At 53.2% G+C, this 26,470-nt stretch carries 21 protein-coding genes, 1 tRNA gene and 4 pseudogenes; 23 read left to right on the plus strand and 3 right to left on the minus strand.

From position 1 onward, the window contains the following. Positions 1–45: 45 nt before the first annotated feature. The 13 genes and pseudogenes from O3W44_RS17885 to O3W44_RS17945 all read left to right on the plus strand — a co-directional run bounded on the left by O3W44_RS17885 (position 46) and on the right by O3W44_RS17945 (position 15,534). Positions 46–1,254, plus strand: coding sequence for a hypothetical protein (locus O3W44_RS17885; protein WP_269294100.1), 1,209 nt, complete (start codon positions 46–48; stop codon positions 1,252–1,254). Next, a pseudogene (locus tag O3W44_RS17890) lies at positions 1,251–4,732 on the plus strand (ImcF-related family protein). Before O3W44_RS17885 ends, O3W44_RS17890 begins: the two are co-directional and overlap by 4 nt. After that, positions 4,732–6,332, plus strand: a pseudogene (gene tssA / locus O3W44_RS17895) (type VI secretion system protein TssA). The pseudogenes O3W44_RS17890 and tssA overlap by 1 nt, the downstream one beginning before the upstream one ends. A 31-nt stretch (positions 6,333–6,363) precedes the next feature. Beyond that, on the plus strand, positions 6,364–7,638 hold the full coding sequence (locus tag O3W44_RS17900; RefSeq protein ID WP_269294101.1) for a PAAR domain-containing protein: 1,275 nt from the start codon (positions 6,364–6,366) through the stop codon (positions 7,636–7,638). A gap of 185 nt (positions 7,639–7,823) precedes the next feature. Beyond that, positions 7,824–8,072: a DUF1240 domain-containing protein gene (locus O3W44_RS17905; RefSeq protein ID WP_269294481.1), complete on the plus strand. Its 249-nt coding sequence runs from the start codon at positions 7,824–7,826 to the stop codon at positions 8,070–8,072. An 856-nt stretch (positions 8,073–8,928) separates the two neighbouring features. Further along, a complete protein-coding gene (locus O3W44_RS17910; RefSeq protein ID WP_269294102.1) occupies positions 8,929–9,228 on the plus strand; it encodes a hypothetical protein in 300 nt (99 codons plus the stop codon). Positions 9,229–9,378: 150 nt separating this feature from the next. Next, entirely contained in the window at positions 9,379–9,657 is a 279-nt protein-coding gene (locus O3W44_RS17915) for a hypothetical protein (protein WP_269294103.1), read from the plus strand. 90 nt (positions 9,658–9,747) lie between these two features. Then, complete coding sequence (gene tssF, locus O3W44_RS17920) at positions 9,748–11,502, plus strand: type VI secretion system baseplate subunit TssF (protein WP_269294104.1); 1,755 nt, start codon at positions 9,748–9,750, stop codon at positions 11,500–11,502. Further along, the gene (gene tssG / locus O3W44_RS17925) at positions 11,466–12,551 is read left to right on the plus strand and encodes a type VI secretion system baseplate subunit TssG (protein ID WP_269294105.1); all 1,086 of its coding nucleotides are present in this window, start codon (positions 11,466–11,468) and stop codon (positions 12,549–12,551) included. Before tssF ends, tssG begins: the two co-directional genes overlap by 37 nt. Continuing rightward, positions 12,529–13,074 (plus strand): type VI secretion system lipoprotein TssJ, encoded by a 546-nt coding sequence (tssJ, locus tag O3W44_RS17930; protein ID WP_269294106.1) that lies wholly within the window; start codon positions 12,529–12,531, stop codon positions 13,072–13,074. The genes tssG and tssJ overlap by 23 nt, the downstream gene beginning before the upstream one ends. Beyond that, positions 13,074–13,529 (plus strand): type VI secretion system baseplate subunit TssE, encoded by a 456-nt coding sequence (gene tssE, locus O3W44_RS17935; protein ID WP_269294107.1) that lies wholly within the window; start codon positions 13,074–13,076, stop codon positions 13,527–13,529. Before tssJ ends, tssE begins: the two co-directional genes overlap by 1 nt. A gap of 14 nt (positions 13,530–13,543) precedes the next feature. Then, the gene (locus tag O3W44_RS17940; RefSeq protein ID WP_269294108.1) at positions 13,544–13,906 is read left to right on the plus strand and encodes a hypothetical protein; all 363 of its coding nucleotides are present in this window, start codon (positions 13,544–13,546) and stop codon (positions 13,904–13,906) included. 203 nt (positions 13,907–14,109) lie between these two features. Next, a complete protein-coding gene (locus O3W44_RS17945; RefSeq protein ID WP_269294109.1) occupies positions 14,110–15,534 on the plus strand; it encodes a VasL domain-containing protein in 1,425 nt (474 codons plus the stop codon). A gap of 291 nt (positions 15,535–15,825) precedes the next feature. On the opposite strand, the gene O3W44_RS17950 is transcribed toward O3W44_RS17945, so the two are convergent. Together O3W44_RS17950 and O3W44_RS17955 are read right to left on the minus strand one after the other, a co-directional pair. Beyond that, positions 15,826–15,900 (minus strand) — tRNA-Arg (locus O3W44_RS17950). A gap of 74 nt (positions 15,901–15,974) precedes the next feature. Continuing rightward, positions 15,975–16,904, minus strand: a complete 930-nt coding sequence (locus O3W44_RS17955; RefSeq protein WP_269294110.1) for a formate/nitrite transporter family protein — start codon at positions 16,902–16,904, stop codon at positions 15,975–15,977. Between the two features lie 242 nt (positions 16,905–17,146). Between O3W44_RS17955 and ccmA the strand changes: the two are divergent. The 10 genes and pseudogenes from ccmA to mlaA all read left to right on the plus strand — a co-directional run bounded on the left by ccmA (position 17,147) and on the right by mlaA (position 25,034). Beyond that, positions 17,147–17,763, plus strand: a pseudogene (gene ccmA, locus O3W44_RS17960) (cytochrome c biogenesis heme-transporting ATPase CcmA). Further along, positions 17,763–18,422, plus strand: coding sequence for a heme exporter protein CcmB (ccmB, locus tag O3W44_RS17965; protein WP_269294111.1), 660 nt, complete (start codon positions 17,763–17,765; stop codon positions 18,420–18,422). The pseudogene ccmA and the gene ccmB overlap by 1 nt, the downstream one beginning before the upstream one ends. Before the next feature lie 58 nt (positions 18,423–18,480). Continuing rightward, positions 18,481–19,221 carry a heme ABC transporter permease gene (locus O3W44_RS17970; protein ID WP_269294112.1) on the plus strand — a complete coding sequence of 247 codons (741 nt, stop codon included), beginning with the start codon at positions 18,481–18,483 and terminating at the stop codon, positions 19,219–19,221. Beyond that, entirely contained in the window at positions 19,218–19,451 is a 234-nt protein-coding gene (gene ccmD, locus O3W44_RS17975; RefSeq protein WP_269294113.1) for a heme exporter protein CcmD, read from the plus strand. The genes O3W44_RS17970 and ccmD overlap by 4 nt, the downstream gene beginning before the upstream one ends. After that, positions 19,448–19,933 carry a cytochrome c maturation protein CcmE gene (gene ccmE / locus O3W44_RS17980; protein WP_269294114.1) on the plus strand — a complete coding sequence of 162 codons (486 nt, stop codon included), beginning with the start codon at positions 19,448–19,450 and terminating at the stop codon, positions 19,931–19,933. The genes ccmD and ccmE overlap by 4 nt, the downstream gene beginning before the upstream one ends. Beyond that, positions 19,930–21,888, plus strand: coding sequence for a heme lyase CcmF/NrfE family subunit (locus O3W44_RS17985; RefSeq protein WP_269294115.1), 1,959 nt, complete (start codon positions 19,930–19,932; stop codon positions 21,886–21,888). Before ccmE ends, O3W44_RS17985 begins: the two co-directional genes overlap by 4 nt. After that, positions 21,885–22,442, plus strand: coding sequence for a DsbE family thiol:disulfide interchange protein (locus O3W44_RS17990; RefSeq protein ID WP_269294116.1), 558 nt, complete (start codon positions 21,885–21,887; stop codon positions 22,440–22,442). Before O3W44_RS17985 ends, O3W44_RS17990 begins: the two co-directional genes overlap by 4 nt. Then, positions 22,439–22,897 (plus strand): cytochrome c-type biogenesis protein, encoded by a 459-nt coding sequence (locus O3W44_RS17995; protein ID WP_269294117.1) that lies wholly within the window; start codon positions 22,439–22,441, stop codon positions 22,895–22,897. The genes O3W44_RS17990 and O3W44_RS17995 overlap by 4 nt, the downstream gene beginning before the upstream one ends. Beyond that, on the plus strand, positions 22,894–24,105 hold the full coding sequence (gene ccmI / locus O3W44_RS18000; RefSeq protein WP_269294118.1) for a c-type cytochrome biogenesis protein CcmI: 1,212 nt from the start codon (positions 22,894–22,896) through the stop codon (positions 24,103–24,105). The genes O3W44_RS17995 and ccmI overlap by 4 nt, the downstream gene beginning before the upstream one ends. Before the next feature lie 162 nt (positions 24,106–24,267). After that, positions 24,268–25,034, plus strand: a pseudogene (mlaA, locus tag O3W44_RS18005) (phospholipid-binding lipoprotein MlaA). A gap of 50 nt (positions 25,035–25,084) precedes the next feature. Here mlaA and fadL read toward each other — a convergent pair. Then, complete coding sequence (fadL, locus tag O3W44_RS18010; RefSeq protein ID WP_269294119.1) at positions 25,085–26,368, minus strand: long-chain fatty acid transporter FadL; 1,284 nt, start codon at positions 26,366–26,368, stop codon at positions 25,085–25,087. Positions 26,369–26,470 lie beyond the last annotated feature (102 nt).

The following is a 26,470-nucleotide window of genomic DNA, read 5'->3' on the forward strand; positions in this document are numbered from 1 at the left end:
CTAGCCTTAGTTAATATTTGGAAATTTTGAAGCATGAGAGTGTGAATGTCCTATTCCCTGAAAGATCTTCCTAAATGTTATCCACGGCAAGTACCACTAAAAACCTCGCGTTGGTTTGCTGTCTTGGCGGCAATGTTGATCATTAGCGTGATCCTCATGCGTATATTCGGACGCTACATTGATACCAGGCACTTTTGGTTAATTGCCATTGGCACGCCTGTCGTTGTATGGATTGTGAGTTTCATTATTCGCATGTGGGCCTGGTCATTACAGGACAGTAAAGCGAATGGTTTTGATCGGCGTCGGGAGCATTGGATCTTAAGTGAAACCCGTAAAGCACGCCGTGCGCTTCAGGTATTGAATACGACATTTATTACTGCCCATCTGGAAGATGAACAATCTTCTGTTGCAGTTGAAATGCTCAATAACCACAGCATTATCGTTTCGCAGTCGGACTGGAAAGACGAAAAAAGCAGGAGGCTGAGCCGCATCACGGCAGAGCCAGAAGATACTCCTGAATTGTTCGCCTCACATCTGTTCTCAGAACTCATTGCTGATCTGCCAGTTGACCAGTTTCCGGACAACGCCTCGCTTGCTGTCATCCTCGATGTCTCGTCATCTCTGTCAATCCCTGCTGTTTGGGATATCTGGCGGGAAGCCTGGCAGGAGAGTGGCATAACCTGCGCTGTTGAGTATATAGACAGCGATGGGCCGGCGATAGTCAACCACTGGCTGGATCACCGCATTAAAGATGAAGCGATGTTATTGATTGTTGGTCTACAGATTGATCCGGTTGTTTCAAACAATACTGCTGAAGCTGCCGTTGCTCTGCTTCTTGGCAACCGCCTGACACAGGAGGCGTTCGAACCTCTCGCGTTGCTGCACCGGCCAGATGCTGCTCCATCAGGTGAACTGATTGAGGGAATGAACATGGCTGCCTATAACGTCCCGCTCAAAGAAAATATCGTGAAAAATTTATGGCTTGCCGGGTTGACGGGTGAGCAGCGCGCAGAAGTGATCGCGTGTCAGAATTCACATCCTGCGCAGTCTGTAGAGGACGAAGCCGTCATTTCGCTCGATACATCCATGGGGCATGCTGGAGCCGCAGCTCCCTGGCTTGCTATCGCTGCCGCCACTGAAATCGCCCGACAAACACAGTTACCACAGATGATTATCTGCGGTGATACCACACAGAATGTGCTGTGGAGCACGCTCATTACCCCGATTGCTTCCCGACAGGAGATGGATCCGTGAAGCTACCTTTAGCACCGAAGACTACGGAAGGCCGCTATCTTGCTGTCGCATTGATTTTCTTTTTGCTGTTAGCCGTTATGACGTTCATGGTCTGGGAGCATCCGGATTTTGCCGGAATTCAAGACGGTAGCCAGCAACAAATTTACTGGCTTATCGCCGGCGGATGTATTTCAGGATGTGCCCTTATCGTATCAGTGGTGCTCCTGGCGGCGGTACGTAATGCCGGTAAGCAGGAGTTTGATGCGCTTCTCGACAATACAAACGGTGATGATGAGAAAAAGAAACGGGAAAATGATAAAGCACCTGTTCACCCTGCGGTGGCCATGTGTGACAAGATACGGGGGCATCTCCGCTCCCGTATTGGTCTTTACTGGCGTCGTAAAACCCGTCTGTTGTTAATCGCTGGCGATGAGGCGGCAATCGAACTACTGGTACCCGGCCTGCAGGAAAGCCAGTGGCTTGAAGGCAACCGTACCGTTCTGATTTACGGCGGCAGTCTGACTGTTGAACCCGATAAGGAAAAATATATCGCGCTGCGTAAACTGCGCCGCGGGCGTCCACTGGACGGCATTGTTCGCGTCATGCCACAGTCGCTTAATCTGACCCCACGAACCAGTGACAACGATTTACGCGGGCTGGAAAAAATCAGCGAACTGCTCCGTTATTCCGCCCCGGTCTGGCTATGGCAGCTGTGCGACAGCAGGTGGTCGCAGGCCACACGTCCTGAGCAGTCGGTGGGGGCAAGCTTTCCACTGCGTGCTAAAGAAGATGATATTATCCGTCAGCTTGAGCTGATGCTGCCGGCCCTGCGGGCGCAGGGGGTGAGTCAGGTCGCCGAGAACAATAGCCACGACTTCCTGCTGCGCCTGGGCCAGCACCTCATAGACAGCGGTATCGCCCGCTGGACTCAGCAACTGGTGCCATGGCTGGCTGCCTCCCAGCAGCGCGTTCCGCTGCGTGGTCTGATGTTCAGCCTGCCGGAGAATAAACCCGCCGCTATTACAGGAGGGACGGCCGGTGCTGCACCTGCCGACGCTGAGAAATATATCCCGGAATCACAACGCCATGCGCTGACGCTGCCGGTGACGTGGCAGGGGATCGTTGATGACTGTACCCGCGTGCGTGGCCGCCGTGTCGGTATGGCGTGGGAACAGACGCTTGCCTGGACACTGATAGCCATTATTGGTGTCTGGGGGCGGGAACGCTGCTGTCGTTTGTGGTCAACCGCATGCAGATTGTCTCTGTTGCACAGCATGCTCATGCCCTGGTGAAGCGTCCTTCCGTATCGGATTACCAGCTGACGGCCCTGCATACTCTGCGTAATGATGCCGGTCGACTGCAGCACCGTATCCAGGAAGGCGCGCCCTGGTATCAGCGTTTTGGTCTGAACCATAACCAGCAACTGCTCGATGCGATGCAGCCCTGGTACGGCGCGGCAAACAACCGCCTGATACGCGACCCGGCGAATGCCGCCCTGATACAGAAACTCAGCGCGCTGGTAGCCTCCGCACCCGCCAGCGACCAGCGGATACAACTGGCTAAGACGGGCTATGACCAGCTGAAAGCCTGGCTGATGATGGCTCGTCCGGATAAAGCCGACGGCACGTATTACGCGCAGACCATGAAAACCGTGCAGCCGACGCGGATGGGTATTTCCACCGGCCTGTGGGAAAGCCTGTCACCGGATCTGTGGGCCTTCTATATCACAGAGCTGCAAAAGCAGCCACAGTGGAAAATCACCCAGGATGCGCAGCTGGTCAGCCTGAGCCGCCAGGTGCTGTTGCAGCAAATTGGGCGGCGGAACGCTGAAAGCACCCTGTATGAGAACATGCTCAAATCCGTGCGTCGTAACTTTGCCGATGTGTCTCTGGAAGACATGATCAGCGGTACTGATGCGCGCCGCCTGTTTACCACTGAGGAGGTGGTGCCGGGCATGTTCACCCGTCAGGCCTGGGAAGGCGGCATTCAGCAGGCTATCGAAAGGGCCGCAAACTTCCGCCGGGATGAAATTGACTGGGTGCTGAGCGATTCTCACAAAGCAGTATCAGCCGACCTGTCGCCGGAATCGCTCAAAGCACGCCTCACCCAGCGTTATTTCACCGACTTTGCCGGTAGTTGGCTGAGCTTCCTTAACAGTCTGCACTGGAATCCTGCGAACAACATTGCGGACGTTACCGACCAACTGACACTGATGAGCGATGTCCGACAGTCGCCACTGATTGCCCTGATGAATAGCCTTGCCTGGCAGGGACAGACCGGCCAGCAAAGCGAAAGTCTTTCGGATTCCCTCATCAAATCGGCTAAAGACCTTGTAGGCGGACAGGACAAACCTGCGATTGACCAGTCTGCCTCCGGCCCGCAGGGGCCACTGGATGAAACCTTTGGTCCGCTGCTTCAACTTCTGGGTAAAAACAAAGGCAGCAACGTCATGTCGGCGGATAACTCCCTGAGCCTGCAGACGTATCTGACCCGTATCACCCGTGTGCGTCTGCGCCTGCAACAGGTGGCCAGCGCCTCCGATCCGCAGGAGATGATGCAGACCCTGGCGCAGACCGTATTTCAGGGCAAAAGTCTGGACCTGACCGACACCCAGCAGTACGGTAGCCTCATTTCGGCAAGCCTTGGCGAAGAGTGGAGCGGTTTTGGCAGCACGATGTTTGTGCAGCCATTAACACAGGCCTGGGAGACCGTGCTTCAGCCGTCGGCAGCAAGTCTGAATGACAAATGGAGCCGCTCAGTTGTGGCGGACTGGCACACAGCATTTGACGGGCGCTTCCCGTTTGCTGCGAGCAAGAGTGATGCCTCCTTGCCAATGCTGGCCGAATTTATACGTAAGGACAGCGGGCGTACTGAACGCTTCCTGGCTACTGAACTCAGCGGTGTGCTGCATAAAGAGGGCAGCCAGTGGGTACCAGATAAGGCCAACAGCCAGGGGCTGACCTTTAACCCGGCCTTCCTGCGGGCCATTAACCAGCTGAGCCAGCTGTCGGACATCCTGTTTACCGATGGCAGTCAGGGCATCAGCTTTGAGCTGCAGGCGCGTCCTGTACCGCAGGTGGTAGAAACCCAGCTGACCATTGATGGCCAGCCGCTGCACTACTTCAATCAGATGACCGACTGGCAGAGCTTCCGCTGGCCGGGAGACACTTACAAGCCGGGGACGATGCTGACCTGGACCACAGTCAACGCCGGTGCGCGCCTGTTCGGGGATTACAGCGGAACCTGGGGCTTCATTCGCTGGCTGGACCAGGGCAAGCGCCAGCAGCTTGATCGCAGCCAGTGGATGATGAGCTTCACCGCTCCGGATGGTCGCACCCTGCAGTGGGTACTGCGCTCACAGCTGGGAAGCGGTCCACTGGCGTTACTGGCACTGCGAGGCTTCACGCTGCCGGAACAGATTTTCAGCGTCGACAGAGTGGCCACGGCGCAGGCATTAATGGCCAACACCGGAAACAGTGGCATGGACGGGACCGAATAATGAGCATTTTGCAGAATCTGGTTACCGCCTGTCAGGCGGATCAATCCCTGCTCAGAAAACAAGCGCAGCCCCGCACGGAAAGCTGGCAGCCTTGGCTTGCCCCGGTAAATGATACCAGTCCGACCGGAGAAGACCCCAGCTATGATGATGATTTTCAGCGTATCCGGGAGGAGGTCAATAAACTCTCGGGCATTGATACCGGGCTGATTTGCACGCTTGCAGAAAAGCTGCTGACCACTGCGGCCAAAGATATCCGGGTTGCGACTTATTACTGCTGGGCGCGCCTGCATCAGGATGGCGAAGCCGGCTTCGCCGAAGGGCTTGAACTGCTGGCGGGATTACTGCGGCGCTACGGCATGCAGCTTCACCCACAGCGGGACCGCAGCCGCAAAGCCGCGCTGGAATGGCTCGCCGGTACCCGTGTCCTGAACAGTCTGTCACTGTATCCGGAGGTCGTACGCGAGGATGTACAGCGTACCGCCGGGGCGCTGCTGCTCATCTGTGACAGTCTGGAGACAGAGCCGGAGGCGTCACGGCCGGAGCTCAATGCGCTATACAGTGCTCTGGAGTCCCGCCTGATGAAAGGCGGGGGCATGGATGCGGTGGTTCCGCAGAATGCCAGCAGCCAGACGCGCGCGTCGTCTTCCTCTCACACAGCGGAGTCTGATACGCCGATGCTCAGCCGCATCACCTCCGGTCAGGATTTACTGGCCCAGGCCCGCACCCTGACGGGGTATTTGCGTGAACAACCCGATGGCTGGCTTGCGGCTCATCGGTTGATGAAAAGTCTGCGCCATGACACGCTGATCGCTATCCCGGCACCGGATGCCGAAGGGAAAACGCGCATTGAACCGCCGCGGACTGACCAGCGGGCCATGCTTAAACGCCTGTACCTGCAACAGAGCTGGCTGGAAATATTGGAGCAGGCGGACAGCACATTTTCGCGTGGTGCCAATCACCTCTGGCTGGATTTGCAGTGGTATATCCACCAGGCACTGATTAAGTCGGGGCAGGATGTACTGGCCGACATCATCACTGCAGACCTGAAAGGGCTGCTGCGCCGCCTTACCGGGCTTGAAACCCTGGCCTTTAATGACGGTACGCCATTTGCCGATGAGGTCACGCTGAACTGGATAAATCAGAACGTGCTGGATGATATGTCCGGCTGGCGAGATGAGCCGGTCAGTGCCGCCAGCACGGGTGACAACGATATTCTGGCCCTCGAGCCGGAGGCGCTGGAGAAAGCGGACAGTGACGGTCTGGACGCCACACTCCACTGGCTGCAGACACGCCCGGGCAACGACGCCACAAAGACAGATGGCTGCTGCGCCTGCTGATGGCCCGCGTGGCCGAGCAGAAGGGCAGGAATGAGCTGGCGCTGCATCTGCTGGGTGAACTCGACGGGGCTGCGCAGTCCATCACCCTCACGCAGTGGACACCGGCGCTGTTGTTTGAAGTGAAATCCCGTCGCCTCAGACTGCTGCGCATGAAAGCCACCCGCAGTGAAACCGATAAATCGCGGTTACAGCCAGAGATGGACCAGCTTTTGGCGGGTCTGATTGCACTCGATCCGGCAAGTAGTGCAGTGCTTTGCAGTTAACCAGGACAAAATTCAGCTAAAGGGAAAAAATATGGCAGCAGAAGGCTTTTATCTGGTGCAGGGCGACAAAACGACCTGTGGCGGGAAAATTACCACGGGTGCAGAGGATCACACGCTGTTTGATAAACCTGTTGCCCGGGAGCAGGACAGTGTGACCTGCGGTAAACATGCCGGGCTTTTCAAAATAGCCGGGGGCATCGACAACGATACCATTCATGACCGGCGAATGGCCGGAACCCTCGACAGCTACAGTACCTGCCCCTGTAAGGCGAAGTTTATTCCGTCAATGATGGATGATATGTACGAGAAGAGCAGTGGGGCTTCAGCTGCAGAATCATCAGCGGGCTTTACGGCCGCCCCGACGCAGATTTCTCCTGAACTGCCAGGTTACCTGACTGGTGAGCAAAAGCCGACAGGGTTTGTACCTGATTATCCAGTTTTACGAAATACTCATGATTTTCCCGATGGTAATTTGAGGGTAATGTTGAATGCCAATAACCATAACGTCATGCTACTTACACTTGGGGAAGTTTTTGAGTATTTGACATCTATGGGATTCTATAAATCAGGGTGGTCCTTCGTTTCCCAAAGCAAGCCCGGTGAGTTTGTTGTTAACTACGGTACGAGTATAAAAGACGCATACTCCACTTCGAAGGTATTATATCAGCTAGGTAGCCTTGGCATAACTGCAACAGTATATGTTAACCACAAGGGGACAGAGTTAATAAAAATAAGTGGTTATGCGGGGATCCGGAAAATATTAAATGCACCTCTGTTTGCCGCAAAAAACCCTCAGATCATCAAGTATGGAATAGGAAAGTACGGACTGAATAACGCTATAAAAGAAGGTTTTCTTTTCGGTCTGATTTATGTATCTGTGGCTGATTCCGTTGATTTTATCTTTAATGATGAGACTACGTTAGCGAAATTCATAGGGAAGTGGGCTGTAGATGTGGTTAAAGTCGGCATTTCGTCAGCAATAACCTGGGGGGCTGGTGTTTACGCTGTAGGGGTATTCTCAACAATTGCAGCACCATTAGTTGTAGTGCTGGTTGCTGGTGCATTATCCGCATGGGCACTCAATAAATTAGATGATGAGTTTAAAATTACAGACAAAGTCGTTTCTCTCATTGAATCGGCGCAGCAGGAGTTTGTTGAGAAAGCAAAAGAAATGGAGAAAGGCTTGTGGGATTTGGGCGCAATGTATGTTGATGGTATGCTTTCCCGAGGAAAAGTGGTTGTTGAATATGAAGTGAAAAAATATTTAAGACAATCATTAGACAGTTTTGAAAAGGAGTGGTTCTAATGGAGAGTTTTTCATTTAAACGCAGGGTTGGAATGTTTTTTGGTATGCTGTGTCTTTATGTACCTTTGATCTTGGGGGAGGGGTGCTTTCCTTAACTACTCTTAAAGAGTATTTTGCATTTCCATCTGAATTATCATTCTCATCTTTTTTTGTTTATGGGTTTTCTGCTGTATTTATCTTGACCCCTGTCGTATTTTTTTTCCTTATGGCCTATTTTTTTAGGGCGCAGAGTTTCGGTTAAGATACAAAAGTATGTAAATAACTATATGATTACAGTGTTCATTGCTACTGTCGCCTTTCAGATTGGATTTAAGGTTTATTTTTCAAATAAGCTTGAAGACAAAGGATATGTTGTCTGTCCTGGGACCCCTAAAGCCTGGATGCCTGGCATGGCAACAAGATATGTAAAAGATCCCCAGCGTTGCAGTCAGTAAATGCCAGAAGATGCCCAGAAAATATCGATGAAACATCGAATATTAGATGACTCAATATGTTGAAAATATTTTTTGGCCTGATCCTACAGGTAATTTACTTATGAGTCCAAAACGCATATTTATTGGAACACTTATTATTTGGTGTGTTTCATTGTTCGGTTTTTTGTGGTTTGCAAACGATGCGTTTAGTGAACTGTTTGGATTTGGGAGTCATATTGTTTTTTCACCAACCGTTTCCGCTCTGCTAATGATCCCGATAATTCTTCTCCTCCTCATGTATATACTGGTATTTGGCTATGCGGCACCGAGAGGAACAGGTAATTATCAAATGCAAAAAAGCAAATAGGGAATTTATAGGTCTGGTTGGTATTTTTATCGTAAGTTCTATCATATTTTCCTGTGCGTATAATTCGACTCTTTTGAATAAAGGTTATGTTAAATTTGCTGGTCGCCCTAATGGCTGGCTGAAATGGCTACCGAGTATGTCCTTTCGCCAACTTTATATGGTGGGGGTAATAATTAATTATTTTCACTGCCAGCATAAACCTCTTTGGTGAAATAAAAACGGGACGGAGTTTATAAAAATTACTGGATATTCAGGGGTGCGAAAAATATTGAACGCACCTGTATATGCTTTTAAAAACCCCAAGATTGTCAGCCTGAGGCTTGGGAAGTTTGGTGTTAAAAGTACCATTGTAGAGGGCACGGTTATAACGTTTTATTTCGCTCTCGCGTACCATACCATTGATTTTATAATGAATGATGATACCAGTCTGGCTGAATTTATAGGCTCACTGGCAACAGATCTCGTAAAAATCGGTATTGCCTCCACTATCAGTTGGGGGCCGGTGCTTTATTGACAATGACTCCATTTGTTATTGGCCCACTCGTGGCTGTCGTACTTGTTGGTCTCGGGGCAAGCGTCGCATTGAACGTACTGGACGATCGCTTTAAAATCACTGATAAGCTTGTTGAATTAATTGAGAATGCGCAGCAGGAATTTGTCGATAAAGCTCGCAAGATCGAGGACGGGTTCTGGGACCCTGGAGCTATGTATCTGGATGGGATGCTATGGACCGGGAGAGAGTTTGTGATTGCTGAAACCAGAAAATACCTGCGTGAAACGCTACAAGAAATTATTCCAATGAAATACTGATAATGTATCCTTTTAAACAACGAGTAATTGCATTTTTCGGGATGGTATTCTTCCTGGTGGTTTCCGTCGGGATTTTATATCTCGGTATTTTTAAGTTGCACGAATACCTTTCCTACCCCGATGTCGTTAATTTCTCATTTTGGATGGTTTTTGCTGCTGCATTTTTCTTTTTTCTTACCGTTATTGGCGATGATCTTCCCTGTTATTTTTACCGGGAAACAGATAACCGTTACTTCAGGTAAAAAATTACTCAAAACCATGTTTATCATCTTAGGAGTGACTGTCCCGGGAATGTTGATTTTTTCAGAAAGATACACGACATCTTTAATGGATAAAGGTTACACAGAATGCCAGGGGTTCCCTTCGGGCTGGATGCCTGGCATGGCAAAGAAATATGCCATAGAACCTTCCCTTTGCACTCGGCATTGATGCTTCTCTTTTCTATTTGATTACTCCTGCCAGACTCCCGGAGTCTGCTTCAGTGTTTAACACGCAGCAATTTACTAAGCAGAAATAAATATGGATGATTTGACCCTGCGTTATTACGACGCTGAAATGCGCTACCTGCTGGAAGCCGGCGAAGAGTTTGCCCGTGCTCACCCTGAGCAGGCGGCAATGCTCAATCTCGATAAAGCGGGGGCGCGCGATCCGTACGTGGAACGCCTGTTCGAAGGCTTTGCCTTCCTGATGGGCCGGCTGCGTGAGAAGCTTGATGATGACCTGCCGGAACTGACCGAAGGACTGGTCAGCCTGCTGTGGCCGCACTACCTGCGCACCCTTCCGTCGATGTCAGTGGTGGAGTTCCACCCTGACTGGCGCGAGATGAAAGAGCAGATGCGTATCGTCAAAGGCTTCGAGGTGACCTCGCGGCCGATCGGCGAAAAGGGCACGCGCTGCCGGTACACCACCACTAAAGAGATAATCCTTCAGCCGTTGTCGCTGGAGCACGCCCGCCTGTCGACTGACCCTGACGGGCGTTCGGTCATTAACCTGCGCTTCAACTGCAGTCATCTTGCCGACTGGAGCCGTGTCGATCTGAGTCAGATCCCGTTCTATTTTAACGCCGATGCACCGCTGGCCTGCGCCATGCATGAAGCCTTTAGCATGAACACTGCGCGCCTCTGGTTGCGGATGCCGGGTGACATGGACAGAAGATCGCTCGACGGGTATTTCACCGCGCTGGGTTTTGGCGATGACGATGACCTGTGGCCGAAGGGAAGCAGCAGTTTTAGCGGATATCAACTGCTGCTGGAGTACTTCACCTTCCGCGAGAAATTCATGTTCACGGGCCTGCGTGGGCTGGAGACCGTGGTCTTTCCGGCTGAGCTCTCTTGGTTTGAAATCGACGTGATACTGGCGGAACGGTGGGAGCATGACTTCAGCTTTACCGAAAAGCATATGCGGCTGAACTGCGTGCCGGTGATTAACCTGTTCCCGCTGGAATCCGATCCGCTGACGCTCAATTCTCTGCAGACCGAATACATGCTACGCCCGATGCGCGTGCAGGATGGCCATACCGAAATTTACGCAGTAGATTCGGTGATGTCATCGAGCCAGCACACCTACGTGCCGTTTTCGAGCTTCCGCCACAAAGGCGGGATGATGCGTCACGAAGCACCTGAATATTACTACCACACCCGCGTGCGTCGCGGCCCGTCCGGGCTGCATAACACCTGGCTTATCCTCGGCGGTGAAGCGTTTGATAATCATACTGTCCCGGAAGTTGAAAGCCTGTCTCTGACGCTCACCGGCACCAATGGGCAGCTTCCCCGTCGTGCGCTGCAGAGTACCGTGCTTGATACGGTGATGAAAACTACCTCGACCAGCATCGCCGTACGTAATCTGTGTGCGCCGACGCTGCCCTGTTACCCGCCGGCACAGGACCGTTTTCACTGGCGCGTGCTGAGCCACCTCGGCAGCGGATTCCTGTCGATGATGGATAACGCCGACGTGCTGCGCGGTACCCTGGCGCTGTATGAATGGACCGACAGCGAGATGAACCGCCGTCGCCTGGAAGCCATCCTCGACGTGAAACACAGTGAAACGGAGCAATTTCGACAGGGCTACCTGGTCCGTGGCGTGCAGATTGAAGTAACGCTGGACAGTCGCGGCTTTGCCGGGCGCGGCGACATCTGCCTTTTCGGCGAGATGCTGAGTCGCTTCTTTGCGCTCTACACCGACATCTATCTGTTTAACCGCCTGATTATTATTCTGCAACCGACCGGAGAGCGCCTGGAATGGGAAGAAAAGCACAACCGCCGTATTCCCGGCTGACCCCGCGGCTGGAAGCCGACCTTCTCCGCATTAATTTTTATCGTTTCTGTCAGTTGCTGGAGAAGCAGAATCCAGGCAGACCGCTGATGGGGTCAACCAGCCATCCCGCCGACGATCCGGTACGTTTTGCCCCACATCCGGGAATGGGGTTTCCGGTCAGTGAAATGAAGGCCGTTGAGTATGACGAGGATGATGACAGCAAACCGCCAGTTATTCGTGCCACGTTTATGGGGATGTACGGTGTCGATTCTCCCTTGCCGACAGCGTATCTCGACGACATTACTCAGCGGCGGGAAGGGCATGAGGTGCTTCAGGATTTTCTGGATATTTTCAGTCACCGCATCCTGACGCAGTTTTACCGCATCTGGCGGAAATATTCTTATCCGGCCACGTTTGAGCCTGGTGGAACCGACAGCATTTCACAGTCGCTGCTGGGTCTGGTGGGACTGGGCATACCGGGCACCGCAGAACACATCGCCACCCCGGTATCCCGTTTTCTGTCGCTGCTTGGCGTACTGCAACAGCCTGGTAAAACCCAGGAGGGTATGCAGGCACTGGTGAACCTGCTGGCTCCCGATACCACAGTGCAGGTGAACCCATACTGCCTGCGGCCTGTCGAGGTCAGTCAGCCACTGGGCTTTTACGGTGATGACGACTTTCTGCTGGACGGTAATACGCCGCTTGGCGACGAGGCGATGGATGCCAACAGCCAGCTGCTGATTGCACTTACCACCGATAACGAACAGGAATCGCAGGGCTGGAAACCGGATGGCCTGCTGTATCAGGACTTTCTGGTGATGCTGCGGGTCTATCTCGGCTGGCGCTTTAAGGCAAAAATCACCCTGACTACCCGGGCCCGCCTGCTGGCCGCTCCGCCGCTTGGCGACGGCCCTTTCTGGTTGGGCATGAACGGCGTACTGGGTGTGAAGGGGGATGACCTCCCGGAGGATATCCCTCACTCCTTTACGACCGAACTGGGTTACTACACTGGGCTGGAGCCTGCGATACCACAACAAGGAAACCGACGTGTTACGTATAAGTTTAACTAAAGCTGCGCGCTGGCTGTTACTCCTGCTTGCTTTCAGCCTGGCCGGCTGCGGGGTGACACAGGGCATCACCGACGGCACCAAATCGGCCTTTGACGCCGTGTTCTATAAAAAAATTAAGGTACTGCACTTGGATTTCACCGCCCGTGAAGCGTTAAACACCGATTCCCGCGAGAGTAACTCACTGTCCGAGCCAGTGGTTATCCGTGTCTATCAGCTGAAAGACCGCAAAACCTTCGACAAAACGGTCTACCAGCAGTTGCTGAAAGACGGGGAGACCATTCTGAAAGCTGACCTGCTGGCGAGCCGTGATGTGGTGGTGAAGCCGGGCGGAGATGCGAACCTGAATATGCCGATGGAGACCGATGCACAGTTTGTGGCGGTGGCGGGACTGTTCCGTCATCCGGATATGGTCAACAACATCTGGAAGCTGGTGATAGGGCGCGAAGACCTCGATGCGGATAAGCCGCGCATTCTGGAAGCCGGTAATAATCATCTGACGCTGCAACCGCTCAAGGACGACTAATGCTCCAGGAATATCAAACGCCTTCGCTGTATGAAATGCTTACTGGTCATTTTACCGGTGGCCTTGGTCTCAATCAGGTCACTGAAGAAAACCAGGTCATCCTCTCGGTACTAGACAACATGCAGCGCATTCTTAACTGTCGCGCCGGCACGCTGGCGCATTTACCCGATTACGGGTTGCCGGATATGACCACCATTTTGCAGGGCCTGCCAGGAACCGCACACAAACTGATGTCTACACTGTCTGCAGTACTGCTCAAATATGAACCGCGCCTGAAAAAAATAACCGTTGTCCTGCTGGAACAGAACGTCCCCGGCGAACTGCACTATGCCATTGATGCAGAACTCAAAGATGTTGGCCTTGTACGCTATGGCACAGAGTTTATGCCCGAAGGACGAGTGCTGTTGAGACACCTGAAGCAACAGCAGTATCTCGACACCACAACCCGTATGTAAGGCCAGATAACACCATGTCAGTTAAATCACAGTCTCTCAAAAAACTGCAGACCAGACAGCCCGCTCCGGCTTCATCTGTCAGTAAGAGTCAGGATGATATTGCAGCGTTTCGTCTGCGAATAACGCAGCTTCAGGAGCAGATGGATGCGTGGCTGGTGGGTACCGGACTGAATGTAGAGTCGTTTACTGCATCCGTCACGGACCTGCTGGTAGAGGGCGGGGCTTATAAGATTTTCGCTCTTGTTCTGCATTATGACGATCGGGTCGTAAAGTTTGTGCCGGTATTTTTGTACGGCCAGGGTGTGACCGGGTGTGTGGAAGCGACCTTTCATAAGGGAGGGCACGTGACTTCACTGGGGCGTTTATTCATGCTGTGAACGACAGGACCTTTACTCTGCCAGGTGCGTTATCCCGGCCGGGGCAGAGTTTTGATGAAAGCACATTTTTTGGCCTGATTTTAGCGATCCTGCCATAGCCGGTAGCATTGCAGTATCAGTCCCTCCTTAAATACGCAGAAAGCGAAGCCGCATAAGCACTCACCCTCCGGCGCTGCGTCATCCCGTTTTATGGACAACTGGTCATGAATGACATTTCCTGCCGTAAAATAAAAACAGGTAGCGATCCGCGCACGCTACCTGATTATGCTGTCCTGCGTGATGAACTGAGTAAACTGACGCATCCGGCGCGCCCGGATGTGAGCTGGCATTATGTGGAAAAACGCTGTCTCTCACTGTTTGAGCACAACGGTGTGGAGTTGCAGACGGCGGCCTGGTATACGCTTGCCCGTGCGCAACTGGCCGGATTGTGCGGCCTGAATGAAGGACTGGCGATACTGGAGGCGCTGATAAGCCATCAGTGGGGCGCGCTGTGGCCGCAGCCTGTGCATGCCCGCATGGAAATTCTCAGTACTCTGAGCCAGCGATTGCAGCAACGAATGCGCTCGCTCCCGCTGAATTACAGTGACCTCGGTCAGCTGTATCGGGCAGAGCAACTGCTTAACAACATTGGGGCGGTGCTACAGCGCCTGGAGCTTAAACACCTGAGCCAGTTTGATATCTTGCGCATCCTGATGCACAACTGTGCTGTGCGGCTGGAAAACAGCGATGACACAGCCAGCACCGGGCCAGCCATTCAGTCTGGTATCGTATTTTCTTCCACCGTGATGAATGGAGCGGGAATATCAACAGGCTGCCATGTTGGTAGTCTGACAGAAGATACCCGAGCGCCAGACAGCGCAGTAAAGTGGGTGTACGTTGCTCAGCCAGAACAGCAGCCGAAGGTGGAGGTGCTGTCGGCAATGCCCGATCCGGTAAAAAAGTGGAAATTCTTCATTGCCGGGATGTGTACCATGCTGGTGATAAGCACAGTCGCAGTAGGGAGCTGGCACTATGTTCACCGGCCTGACCCGCTACAGACTCAGCTTGTCGCCTCACTGGCACCCTTGCCTGCACCTCTCACGCCTGAACAACTGGATATGTTGCGTCAGCAATCCTCCTTACCCCAAACGGGGACCACACAAACACAGCAGCAGCTTGCCCGACTCAATAAATTGCCTCCTGACTGGAATATTACTTACAGCCGAAAACTCACAGAACAGGCCCAGTCGTTATGGCCGGAGCAGACAACCACACTGGTGCTGGAGTGGCAAAGGCAGCTTAATGCCTCAGCCCTACCGCTTGAGGCGATGGACGGCTGGCATCAGGGGATGACTAAGTTAAAGCAACTGAGTAACCGGCTGAACGGACTGGATGAACAGAAAGGGAAATACATGACGGTCAGCGAACTGAAAACCTCGGTATTTTCCGCCATCGAGTCATTTAACCGTTCAGTACCCACTGATGAGCAATTGCGGGTCTTGTCGCTGGTACCGCCTGAACAGCCTCTGCCTGCAGCCGCACAGGCTCAACTGAAGATGCACCTAAAGCAGCTAATCGCCCGGTATGCGTTACTGACCCAGCCTGAAATGCAACGTATCACTGATAGAACCGGGATCCCAAATGAATAAAGCAAGGGATAAAGCAGATAACAAAAAGAGCAAAACTGCATGAACCGTGGCTACGGAACGGCGTTGTCGCGAAAACAGGGAAACATCCGGAACTTATCCGATCATCAGTGAGTGGCATGGCAAAATGTCAGACAGGTTGTGCTGAATATCATCTCTGGAGCAACGCGGCGGATAATGTACTCCTGACATGTGATGATGTTGCCGCCGCCATATGAGAGTGGGTATATGACAAAGGTCAACAGTGTGGCACTGTTGCTGATTATAAGGGGATGACAGGTACAAGGAGAGATATGGCGTCCCCTGCAGGAATCGAACCTGCAACTAGCCCTTAGGAGGGGCTCGTTATATCCATTTAACTAAGGGGACGTCGGCGCGCAGTATAGCGCAGTTATACGCCAATTTAACCCTGCCGCCGTGCGTTTGCTTATTATGTCAACAGTTTAGCTTTCCTGCTGCTCTTTCTGACGCTTTTTCTCTGCTTTCTTCTGCTCAGCTTTGGCCTTGGCGGTTGCCGCTTCGCTCATATCATTGCGAATCTGTGCATGACTGATCAACGCAAATATCAGCGTGCCACCGGTAATGTTGCCCAACAGAGTCGGCAGCGCGAAAGGCCAGAAAAACTCCTGCCAGGGAATAGCGCCGCTGAAGACCAAATAAAGCGTTTCAACGGAGCCGACCACGATATGCGCCAGATCGCCGAGCGCCACCAGCCAGGTCATCATGATGATAACAAACAGCTTAGCCGAGCCAGCATAGGGGAACATCCACACCATAGTGGCGATGATCCAGCCGGAAATAACTGCATTAGCAAACATCTCGCCTGGCGTTTTTTCCATCACTTTTTGGCTGATGGCGGTAAAGGCCTGGCGCGTTGCGTCGTCAAAGATTGGCATTTCTGCAAAAGCCAGCGCGGCTAATGCGGTGCCGATCAGGTTACCGAGCAGCACAACGCCCCACAATCGCAGCAGCAAACTTGCATTACTCAGCGTGGGTTTATGCATTACCGGCAAGACGGCGGTCACGGTGTTCTCAGTAAAGAGCTGTTGGCGCGCCATAATGACAATGACGAAACCAAAGGTGTAACCCAGATTCTCCAGCAAAAATGCGCCGGGTACGCCATCAAGGTGAACCTGAAAAATCCCTTTTGCCATCAGCGAAGCGCCCATTGACAGCCCAGCGGCAATCGCCGACCACAACAGGGCCATCGCGTCGCGCTCCAGCTCTTTCTCGCCATCCTGACGGATCTCTTCATGAATCGCGGCCGCACGCGAGGGAAGGGCTTCTTCATCTACTTCAATGTCCGTACCCTCTTCTTTTTCGTCGCTGTCCACATCATTGTGGCCCTGATTAATGCCTGATGAACCCTTCATATTTTCTCCTGGTGACAATGCTGTTGCGTTATAAGCGTAGTCGGTTTTCATCTCGGCAAAATGTAACCATATTTGCGTATAAGAGTAACAATATCTTAACCCTGTTCCTTTTTTGCGCAATTGTTGATCTGATGCGCACGAATACGCCCTTTGAGGTAAGTCAGGCGCGCTGCTCAGACTTCGGCCCACTGCTTCATTGTGGTATTATCCCGGCCTCATTTATTTAGTGCGATTCCCCCTTCATGTTGGAAGTGATTAATCTTTCTTGTGTTCGCGATGAGCGCACCCTTTTCATGGGCTCACGTTCAGCGTGGCGGCGGGCGATATTGTGCAAATCGAAGGACCTAATGGCGCAGGTAAAACCTCGCTGTTGCGTTTGCTGGCAGGGCTAAGCCGGGCTGACGAGGGCGAGGTGCGATGGCAATCGCAGCCCATTCAGCAGCAGCGCGATATCTGGCATCAGGCGATGCTCTATCTGGGCCACCAGGCGGGTGTGAAAGCCGTGCTTTCTCCGCTGGAAAATCTGCGTTTTTACCATCACTGCTGCGATGACAATCAGATCTTTGATGCGCTGGAAAGCGTTGACCTGCTTGGTTATGAAGAGGTGCCGGTAGCGCAGCTTTCAGCAGGACAACAGCGACGCGTGGCACTGGCAAGATTGTGGCTGAGCCGTGCTTCGCTGTGGATTTTGGATGAGCCATTAACCGCTATTGATAAAGCAGGCGTTGAAAAATTAATGATGAAATTCGCCAAACATGCCGATAACGGCGGTGCGGTGATCCTTACCACGCATCAGGATTTACCCGAGAGCCATGCGCGGGTGCGCAAAATTCGTTTGAGCGGTGCGGAGTTGCGCTGATGTTGATCCGTTTGATTCAGCGCGAGCTGCGCATTGCCTTTCGCAGCGGCGCAGAAGTGATTAATCCGCTGTGGTTCTTCCTCATTGTTATTACGCTGTTTCCGTTGGGCATCGGTCCCGATCCGCAGCAGCTGGCGCGAATCGCGCCGGGCGTGGCCTGGGTTGCGGCTCTGCTGGCCTCTCTTTTGGCCCTGGAGCGACTCTTCCGCGACGACTTTACAGATGGATCGCTGGAACAACTCCTGCTGCTACCGACGCCGTTACCGCTGACGGTGATCGGCAAAGTGATTGCGCATTGGCTGGTAACCGGTCTGCCGTTAATCGTGCTGTCTCCGCTGGCGGCGCTGCTGTTATCACTCGATTTTGAAGGCTGGTCTGCCATGGCGTTAACCCTGCTTCTTGGCACACCAACCCTCAGTTTTCTTGGTGCGATCGGTGTGGGACTGACGGTGGGATTACGTCGCGGAGGCGTATTGCTCAGCCTGTTGGTGTTACCGCTGGCGATTCCGGTACTGATTTTTGCCAGCGCCGCGATTGATGCGGCAGGGCAGGGATTACCGATTAGCGGCTACCTGGCGATCCTCGGGGCCATGCTGGTGGCAAGCGCCACGCTGGCACCGTTTGCTACCGCTGCTGCATTGCGCATTACGCTGCATTAAATCGCACACGCTTCAGACGTGTCGATAACACATTTATCTTTAATATGAGCAATTGATCATGTGGAAATGGTTACATCAGCTGGCTAAGCCCGAGCGGCTGTATCAGTTATGCGGGCGCTTAATACCCTGGTTTGCCGTGGCGGCAATAGCCACACTGCTGCTCGGTTGGGTTTGGGGATTCGGATATGCACCGGCAGATTATCAGCAGGGCAACAGTTTCCGCATCATGTATATCCATGTTCCGGCCGCCATGTGGTCAATGGGGGTTTATGCCTCAATGGCTATCGCCGCTTTTATCGGTTTGGTGTGGCAGATGAAAATGGCTGATTTAGTTTCAGCGGCGATGGCACCGGTTGGGGCGGTTTTCACTTTTATTGCCCTGGTGACCGGCTCCGCCTGGGGAAAACCGATGTGGGGAACCTGGTGGATTTGGGATGCTCGTCTCACCTCTGAACTGGTGCTGCTGTTTCTGTATATGGGGGTGATTGCGCTCTATCACGCTTTTGACGATCGCCGTACCGCCGGACGTGCAGCCGGCATTCTGATTCTGGTCGGTGTGGTTAACCTGCCGATTATTCATTTCTCTGTGCAATGGTGGAACACGCTGCATCAGGGTTCATCGGGCATGCTCCAGCAGGCTATTGCCCCTGCGATGCGCACGCCGTTGCGCTGGGCCATTATCGGTTATCTGCTGGTGTTCGCCACTTTAACGCTGATGCGTTTGCGTAACCTGATTTTGCTAACCGAACGCCATCGTCCCTGGGCGGTCGGTGTTGCAAACGGAGGACGCAACGCATGATCCCTGCTTTTGCCTCATGGCACGACTTCTTCGCAATGGGCGGCTATGCCTTTTACGTCTGGCTGTCTGTTGCCTTCACCGTCATTCCCTTAGGCGGTTTAGTGTTGCATACGCTGCTGTTACGTCGCCGTTTGCTGGCAGAAATTCGCCAGCGTCAGTCCAGGGAGCGCCGTATCCGTGCGGCACAGAGCAAAAAAGCCGCCGGTGAAGCGGCAGGAGAAGTGATGTGAATATTCGTCGTCGTAACCGCCTGATTGTTGTGATGGCGGTTCTTGTCGGGCTTGGCGTTGCCACCGCACTGGTGATGTATGCGCTGCGTTCAAACATCGACCTGTTTTATACCCCGAGCGAAATTCTTTACGGCAAAGGCGAGACGCATCAGAAGCCGGAACCCGGCCAGCGCCTGCGCGTTGGCGGCATGGTGATGCCAGGCAGCGTTAAGCGTGATGCAAAAACGCTCGCCGTCTCGTTTAAACTCTACGACGCCAACGGCGTGGTCAGCGTCAGCTTTGAAGGGATCCTGCCAGATCTGTTCCGTGAGGGGCAGGGCGTGGTGGCGCAGGGCGTGCTGGAAAAGGGCAACCTGGTTAATGCCAAAGAAGTTCTGGCGAAGCATGATGAAAAATATACGCCGCCCGAAATTGAAAACGCGATGAAGAAGAATCACAACGGTCCGCAGTCGATGTATCAACAACCGGATAAACAGTCATGATGCCAGAGATTGGAAGTTTTCTGCTCTGCCTGGGGTTGGCAATGTCGCTGCTGCTGAGTCTCTACCCGCTGTGGGGCGCATTACGCCAGGATGGCCGGTTAATGGCGCTGGCGCGTCCGCTCTCTTACGGATTATTTGCCTGTATCGCGGCTGCGTTTATGGCGCTGGTTTACGCCTTTGTCGTTAACGATTTCACCGTCGGTTACGTGGCAACGAATTCTAACTCGCTGCTGCCGGTTTATTACCGCATCGCGGCAACCTGGGGGGCGCATGAGGGATCGCTGCTACTCTGGGTGTTGCTGCTCAGCACCTGGACGTTAGCCGTTGCCCTGTTTAGCCGCGGTATGCCACAGGATGCCCTGGCGCGCGTATTAGCCGTGATGGGGATGATTAACTTTGGTTTTTTGCTGTTTATTATCCTGACGTCAAATCCCTTTACCCGCACCTTGCCCGATTTTCCGATTGATGGTCGTGACCTCAATCCGATGCTGCAGGATATCGGCCTGATCTTCCATCCGCCGCTGCTTTACATGGGTTATGTAGGCTTCTCAGTAGCCTTTGCCTTTGCCATTGCCTCACTGATGGCAGGACGGTTAGACACTGCCTGGGCGCGCTGGTCACGTCCGTGGACCACCGCAGCCTGGGTATTTCTGACCATCGGTATCGTGCTCGGCTCGGCCTGGGCTTATTACGAACTTGGCTGGGGCGGCTGGTGGTTCTGGGACCCGGTAGAAAACGCTTCGTTTATGCCGTGGCTGGCGGGTACGGCCTTGATGCATTCACTGGCGGTGACGGAAAAACGCGGCACCTTTAAAGCCTGGACGGTACTGCTGGCGATCACCGCCTTTTCTCTCAGCCTGCTGGGCACATTTTTGGTGCGATCGGGTGTGCTGGTGTCGGTTCACTCGTTTGCTTCCGATCCGGCGCGCGGCATGTTCATCCTCGCCTTCCTGGTGATCGTTATTGGCAGCTCGCTGCTGCTCTACGCCGTAAAAGGCGGACAGGTGCGCAGCCGTGTACAGAACGAAGCCTGGTCACGGGAATCTTTTCTGTTAGGCAATAACGTCTTGCTGATTGCGGCGATGTTAGTGGTGCTGTTAGGTACGCTGTTGCCGCTAGTGCATAAGCAGCTCGGTCTGGGCAGTATTTCCGTCGGCGAACCGTTTTTCAATACGATGTTTAGCTGGCTGATGGCGCCGTTTGCGCTAATGCTGGGCATTGGGCCGCTGGTGCGCTGGCGACGCGATGAACCACAGAAGCTGGCGAAACGTCTGGCACTGGCGCTCATCGTCACCCTGGCCTGTTCCATCGTTATGCCATTCTGGCTACAGGATCGTATCGAAGCGATGACGGTTGTTGGTCTGCTGATGTCAGTATGGATTATTGTTCTGACATTGATGGAGCTGCATGAACGGGCCACGCACCGTCACGCTTTCTTCAGCGGTTTGCGCCACCTGTCGCGCAGCCACTGGGGCATGGTGCTCGGCCATCTTGGTGTTGGTGTGACAGTGATCGGTATCGCGTTCAGTACGCAATACAGCGTTGAGCGTGATGTGCGCATGAAAGCGGGTGACAGCGTTGATATTCACAACTATCACTTTGTGTTCCGCGACGTGCAAAATCTGCAAGGCCCGAACTATAGCGGCGGCGTTGGCATTATTGATGTCTCGCGCAACGGTAAGCCTGAAGCTGTATTGCAGGCAGAAAAACGGTTTTACACCGCGGCACGTACCATGATGACTGAAGCGGCGATTGATGGCGGCTTCACGCGCGATCTTTATGCAGCACTGGGCGAACAGCTGGATGACGGTTCGTGGGCGGTGCGTATCTATTACAAACCTTTTGTACGTTGGATCTGGTTTGGCGGCATCTTTATGGCGGTGGGCGGCCTGTTCTGCTTGTTTGATCCACGCTATCGCTCGCGTAAAAAAGCCCAACGCGAGGAACTGGCATGAATAAAAAAATCCTGTTTATTCCACTCGTGCTGTTTTTGCTGCTGGCAGCTGCGCTGTTATGGCAACTGTCGCGAAATGCACAGGGCGACGATCCAACCCGGCTCGAATCGGCGCTGATCGGCAAGCCAGTGCCGCTGTTTAAGCTCGAAGCCCTGGATCAACCAGGCAAAATCTACGATCAGCGGGTGCTGACAGACGGTAAGCCGATTCTGTTAAATGTCTGGGCGACCTGGTGTCCGACCTGCCGCGCAGAACATCAATACCTGAATACGCTGGCGGAGCAGGGTATCCGTGTGGTTGGACTGAATTATAAAGATGACCGCAGTAAAGCCGTGACGTGGCTTAATACGCTCGGCAACCCTTATGCGCTCAGTCTCTACGACGGCAACGGTATGCTGGGGCTCGATCTTGGCGTGTATGGCGCACCCGAAACTTTCCTGATTGACGGTAAAGGCATCATTCGTTATCGCCATGCCGGTGATATGAACGATCGCGTCTGGTTGCAGGAAGTGAAGCCACTGTGGATCAAATACAGTAAGGAGGCGGGCGCGTGAAATCTCTTCTTCTCCTGATTTGCGGCATGCTGTTTAGCGTTAGCCTGTGGGCCGCGATCGATACCTATCAATTCGATTCAGTGGCGCAGGAAGAGCAGTATCGCAACTTAACCGCCTCGCTACGCTGTCCGAAATGCCAGAACAACAGTATCGCTGATTCAAACGCCATGATTGCGGCAGACATGCGCATGAAAGTGTATGAACTGATGAAACAGGGGCAAAATCGCCAGCAAATTATTGATTATATGGTAGCGCGTTACGGCAACTTCGTGACCTACGAACCGCCTGTCACACCGTCGACCATTATTCTCTGGGCCGGGCCTGCGTTATTCGTGCTGCTGGGCGGACTGATCATCATCTTGCGCAGTCGTCAGCGTAAAACGCGCAGTGAACTGGACAGCAGCGAACAACAGCGACTTGACGCGATACTGAAGTCAGACAGGAAGCCGCAATGAGTGCATTTTGGTTTACCCTTTTAGCATTGCTGCTGGCAGCGTGTGCGTTGTTTGTCTGCGCCGGATGGCGTCAACGTCAGGCCAGCGATGGCGATCGCGATCGGCTGAATAAGGCGTTTTATCAGCAACGTCTGAATGAACTGGCGCAGGATGAAGCGCAAGGTGTTGTCGCTGAGCGGCCCGTTATGGAGCGTGAGTTACAGCAAACCTTATTGAACGATATTCCGCCAAACGGTGCAGCCCGGTCCCACAGCAGCAGCCGTTGGGTGCTGTTGCCCGGCGTGTTTTTACTGCTGGCGGTGTCGCTTGGCACTTATCTGAAAACCGGCGGGCTGGTGCAGATGAGTGGATGGATGCAGGTGCAACATGATTATCCCGCCCTGCGCGCGCGCGTCATGGATCCACAGGCGAAACCGTTAAGCATGGAAGAGCTGGCGCGTCTGCAACTGGGGCTGCGCACCGCGCTACAGTCAGAACCCAATAATTTAAATGACTGGGCAATGCTGGGCCGTCTCGGCATGGTATTAAATAATGCCACCACCGCCAGCCAGGCGTTCGGGCATGCACTCCAGTTAGCGCCACATAATCTTGCGTTAAAACAGGATTATGCCGAGGTGTTAACCCGTTCCAGCGATCCGCAGGATAACCGCCAGGCGAGCCTGATCCTGCGCGATCTGTTGAAAGAGGATCACAGCAATGTGCGCACCCTGAGCCTGCTGGCCTTTAATGCATTTGAACAGCAGCAGTATGATCAGGCTATCGGTGCCTGGCAAACCATGCTGGCATTGTTACCGGCTGACGATCATCGTCGTCAGATGATTGCGCGCAGTATTGAACAAGCAAAAACGGATGCAGGACAGCAAAATAGTCAGCTGGCAGTGACAATCAGTTTGTCTCCACAGGCAGAAAAAATGTTACCGCAAGGCGGAGTCATGTATATTTCTGTTTCTGACGGTGTTTCACCGGTGCCTGTGGCTGTTAAGCGTATGCCGCTAAGCCGCTTTCCGTTATCGCTGACGCTGGATGACAGCAATGCCATGATGCAAGATCGCCTGCTTTCGGCGCAGCATCAGGTGCAGGTCCGGGTGCGAATTTCCCGTGACGGCAGTGCCAGTCCGCAATCGGGTGACTGGTTTGGTCTGAGCGCAGTCACGCCCTGGGATGGTCATCAGCACATGGCTGTAGAGATCAATCAGCAGCAGCCCTGAAGCGATATACCCGTCATACTTCACGCTGCATGAAGAGTGGCATTATCTGTCTGTCCCGCAGGCGTAGTTTGTCTATGCTGTTAAGGAGAGGCAGGTCTATCCAACTTCCTGCAGCGTGGATTATCAAGGGGATACACAATTCAACCGCACAGGGAGATTAGAATGGTTTACCGCCTGACCAGTATGGTTTTGGCCAGTGTACTTCTGGTGGGATGTGCCAGTTCAAAACCTGACAACGCTGACGCGCCTGAACAGCGCAGCGATCCATTAGAAGGTTTTAACCGCACGATGTTTAACTTCAACTACAACGTGTTGGACCCTTACGTGGTACGTCCTGTTGCGGTAGCCTGGCGCGATTATGTGCCAATGCCCGCACGTACAGGCATGAGCAATTTTCTCGGCAATCTTGATGAGCCTGCCAGCATGGTTAACTCCCTGCTGATGGGGAACCGCGCCAGGCTGCAATACACTTTACGCGCTTCTTTCTGAACTCAACGCTTGGCCTGGCCGGCTTTATCGACGTGGCGGGTAAAGCGAATCCTGAGATGGCGCGTGAAGAGCCGCGTCGTTTTGGTAGCACACTCGGACATTATGGCGTCGGTTACGGCCCGTATGTTGAATTGCCGGCGTATGGCAGTTTTACCGTGCGTGAAGACGGTGGTCAGTTTGTCGATAAACTCTATCCGGCACTGAGCTGGTTAACCTTCTGGATGTCTGCCGGTAAATGGGCAATTGAAGGCGTGGAAACGCGTGCACAACTGCTGGATTCCGATGCGATTTTGAAGCAGCAGAGCGATCCCTATGCCTTTATTCGTAACGCTTATTTCCAGCGTCACGACTTCCTGGCCAGTGGGGGCAGGCTGAAACCGCAAGAGAACCCGAACGCCGCAGCGATTCAGGGTGATTTAAGCGAAATTGATGCGCAATAATCGGCGCAAAAAGGCGACTCCAGAGTCGCCTTTTTGATCGTGCCTGCTTATCAGAACTTATAGTTAAAGTTTGCCCCGTACAGCCAGGCTTTACCGGCTGATTCAAACGTGTATGGGCCTTCTTTTACCGTGACGTGCTGACCGTGCATATAAGAGATGCCCATATCCACTGAAGCGTCCTCATTAAACGCATAAGACGCCCCCGCACTCAGCCACAGACGATCCTGATCCGGGATGGAGATAGAACGTTTATCGGCAGGAACCGGGCTGTCATCGAAGGCGATACCAGTACGGAAGGTCCAGTTTTGGTCGTAGAAGTAAGTGGTCCCGAGCGCCAGACGATAGGCATCGCGGAAGCTTTCATCTTTATAGAACAGCGTCTGGCCATTGGATCCGGTCGCTTTCAGCTCCTGGAACTGACTCCAGCTGGTATACGCCAGGCTGTAATGCACGGCCCATTGCGGTGCCACTTTGTGCCAGCCCGACAGCTCCCACATCTCCGGCAGATTCAGGGTTAGTGCCCCTGGAATGGTGGTGCCGCCCGTTGCATAAGGCAGACCTAAATTACCAGCCTGATTAATCGCGTTGACCGAAACAGGCAGGTTACTTTTGTAATCCCCGTCGAAGTCGATTTTGACTTCTGAACGGTAACTGAAGCCGAAGCGGTTATTTTTATCCACTTCATACAAAATGCCGGCATTCCAGCCGTAGCCCCACTCATCGCCTTTCAGATGCGCAATCTGCGTATCAGCAGGAAGGCGCAGCGCCGCACCCGATTCGCCTGCGTAGCGTTCAATTTTGGCTTTAGCATAAACAGCATCAAAGCCGACGCCAAAGCTGAAATGCTCGTTCAGGCGGTACGCTGTGCTGAGGTTGAAGTTACCCGTTATCAGGTCAGTTTTACCGCCGTAGCCACCTGCGGTGTAGTTGTTATTGAACTCGGTAGCCAGACCATAATTCGAGGTGACAGAGGCGCCCACCCACCACTGATCATTAATGGGATGGACATAATGAATATTTGGCACCCATTCACTTGGCGCAATGTTTTTCGCGTCAAGGCTGCGCCCGCTTGGGCTGTTGCCATTGATATTGACATCAGGATCGATATATACCGCGCCAATCGAGAAAGAAGGACGATCCATCAGCGCCATGGTTGCAGGGTTACGGCTGGCAGAGGCTGCGGTATCCCCCATTGCGCCTTCGCCGGAGTAGGCACGTCCTAATCCTATAGAAGAGAATTCATTCAACTGAAAGCCAGCTGCATAAACGTGTGAAGAAACAAGCGCCACAGCAGCCGCCACGGCTGACTTTGCAAACAGGTTTTTATGGTTCATGACCACAACCTCATGTGAATTATTATTTAACGCTGTTACATCGCGTAACAAGGGACGGCGGATTGTAAGGACTGATGTAAAACGGACATATCAGACCAGTGC

The sequence above is a fragment of the Pantoea sp. LMR881 genome (assembly GCF_027157825.1).
Taxonomy (GTDB): Bacteria; Pseudomonadota; Gammaproteobacteria; order Enterobacterales; family Enterobacteriaceae; genus Pantoea; species Pantoea haifensis.

What these genes read in the sequence shown, in the direction of transcription:
- O3W44_RS17885 (WP_269294100.1), top strand. Translation starts at nt 46, where the DNA reads ATGTCCTATTCCCTGAAAGATCTTCCTAAATGTTATCCACGGCAAGTA.
- O3W44_RS17900 (WP_269294101.1), top strand. Translation starts at nt 6,364, where the DNA reads ATGGCAGCAGAAGGCTTTTATCTGGTGCAGGGCGACAAAACGACCTGT.
- tssF (WP_269294104.1), top strand. Translation starts at nt 9,748, where the DNA reads ATGGATGATTTGACCCTGCGTTATTACGACGCTGAAATGCGCTACCTG.
- tssG (WP_269294105.1), top strand. Translation starts at nt 11,466, where the DNA reads ATGGGAAGAAAAGCACAACCGCCGTATTCCCGGCTGACCCCGCGGCTG.
- tssE (WP_269294107.1), top strand. Translation starts at nt 13,074, where the DNA reads ATGCTCCAGGAATATCAAACGCCTTCGCTGTATGAAATGCTTACTGGT.
- O3W44_RS17940 (WP_269294108.1), top strand. Translation starts at nt 13,544, where the DNA reads ATGTCAGTTAAATCACAGTCTCTCAAAAAACTGCAGACCAGACAGCCC.
- O3W44_RS17945 (WP_269294109.1), top strand. Translation starts at nt 14,110, where the DNA reads ATGAATGACATTTCCTGCCGTAAAATAAAAACAGGTAGCGATCCGCGC.
- O3W44_RS17955 (WP_269294110.1), bottom strand. Translation starts at nt 16,904, where the DNA reads ATGAAGGGTTCATCAGGCATTAATCAGGGCCACAATGATGTGGACAGC.
- ccmB (WP_269294111.1), top strand. Translation starts at nt 17,763, where the DNA reads ATGTTGATCCGTTTGATTCAGCGCGAGCTGCGCATTGCCTTTCGCAGC.
- O3W44_RS17970 (WP_269294112.1), top strand. Translation starts at nt 18,481, where the DNA reads ATGTGGAAATGGTTACATCAGCTGGCTAAGCCCGAGCGGCTGTATCAG.
- ccmD (WP_269294113.1), top strand. Translation starts at nt 19,218, where the DNA reads ATGATCCCTGCTTTTGCCTCATGGCACGACTTCTTCGCAATGGGCGGC.
- O3W44_RS17985 (WP_269294115.1), top strand. Translation starts at nt 19,930, where the DNA reads ATGATGCCAGAGATTGGAAGTTTTCTGCTCTGCCTGGGGTTGGCAATG.
- O3W44_RS17990 (WP_269294116.1), top strand. Translation starts at nt 21,885, where the DNA reads ATGAATAAAAAAATCCTGTTTATTCCACTCGTGCTGTTTTTGCTGCTG.
- ccmI (WP_269294118.1), top strand. Translation starts at nt 22,894, where the DNA reads ATGAGTGCATTTTGGTTTACCCTTTTAGCATTGCTGCTGGCAGCGTGT.
- fadL (WP_269294119.1), bottom strand. Translation starts at nt 26,368, where the DNA reads ATGAACCATAAAAACCTGTTTGCAAAGTCAGCCGTGGCGGCTGCTGTG.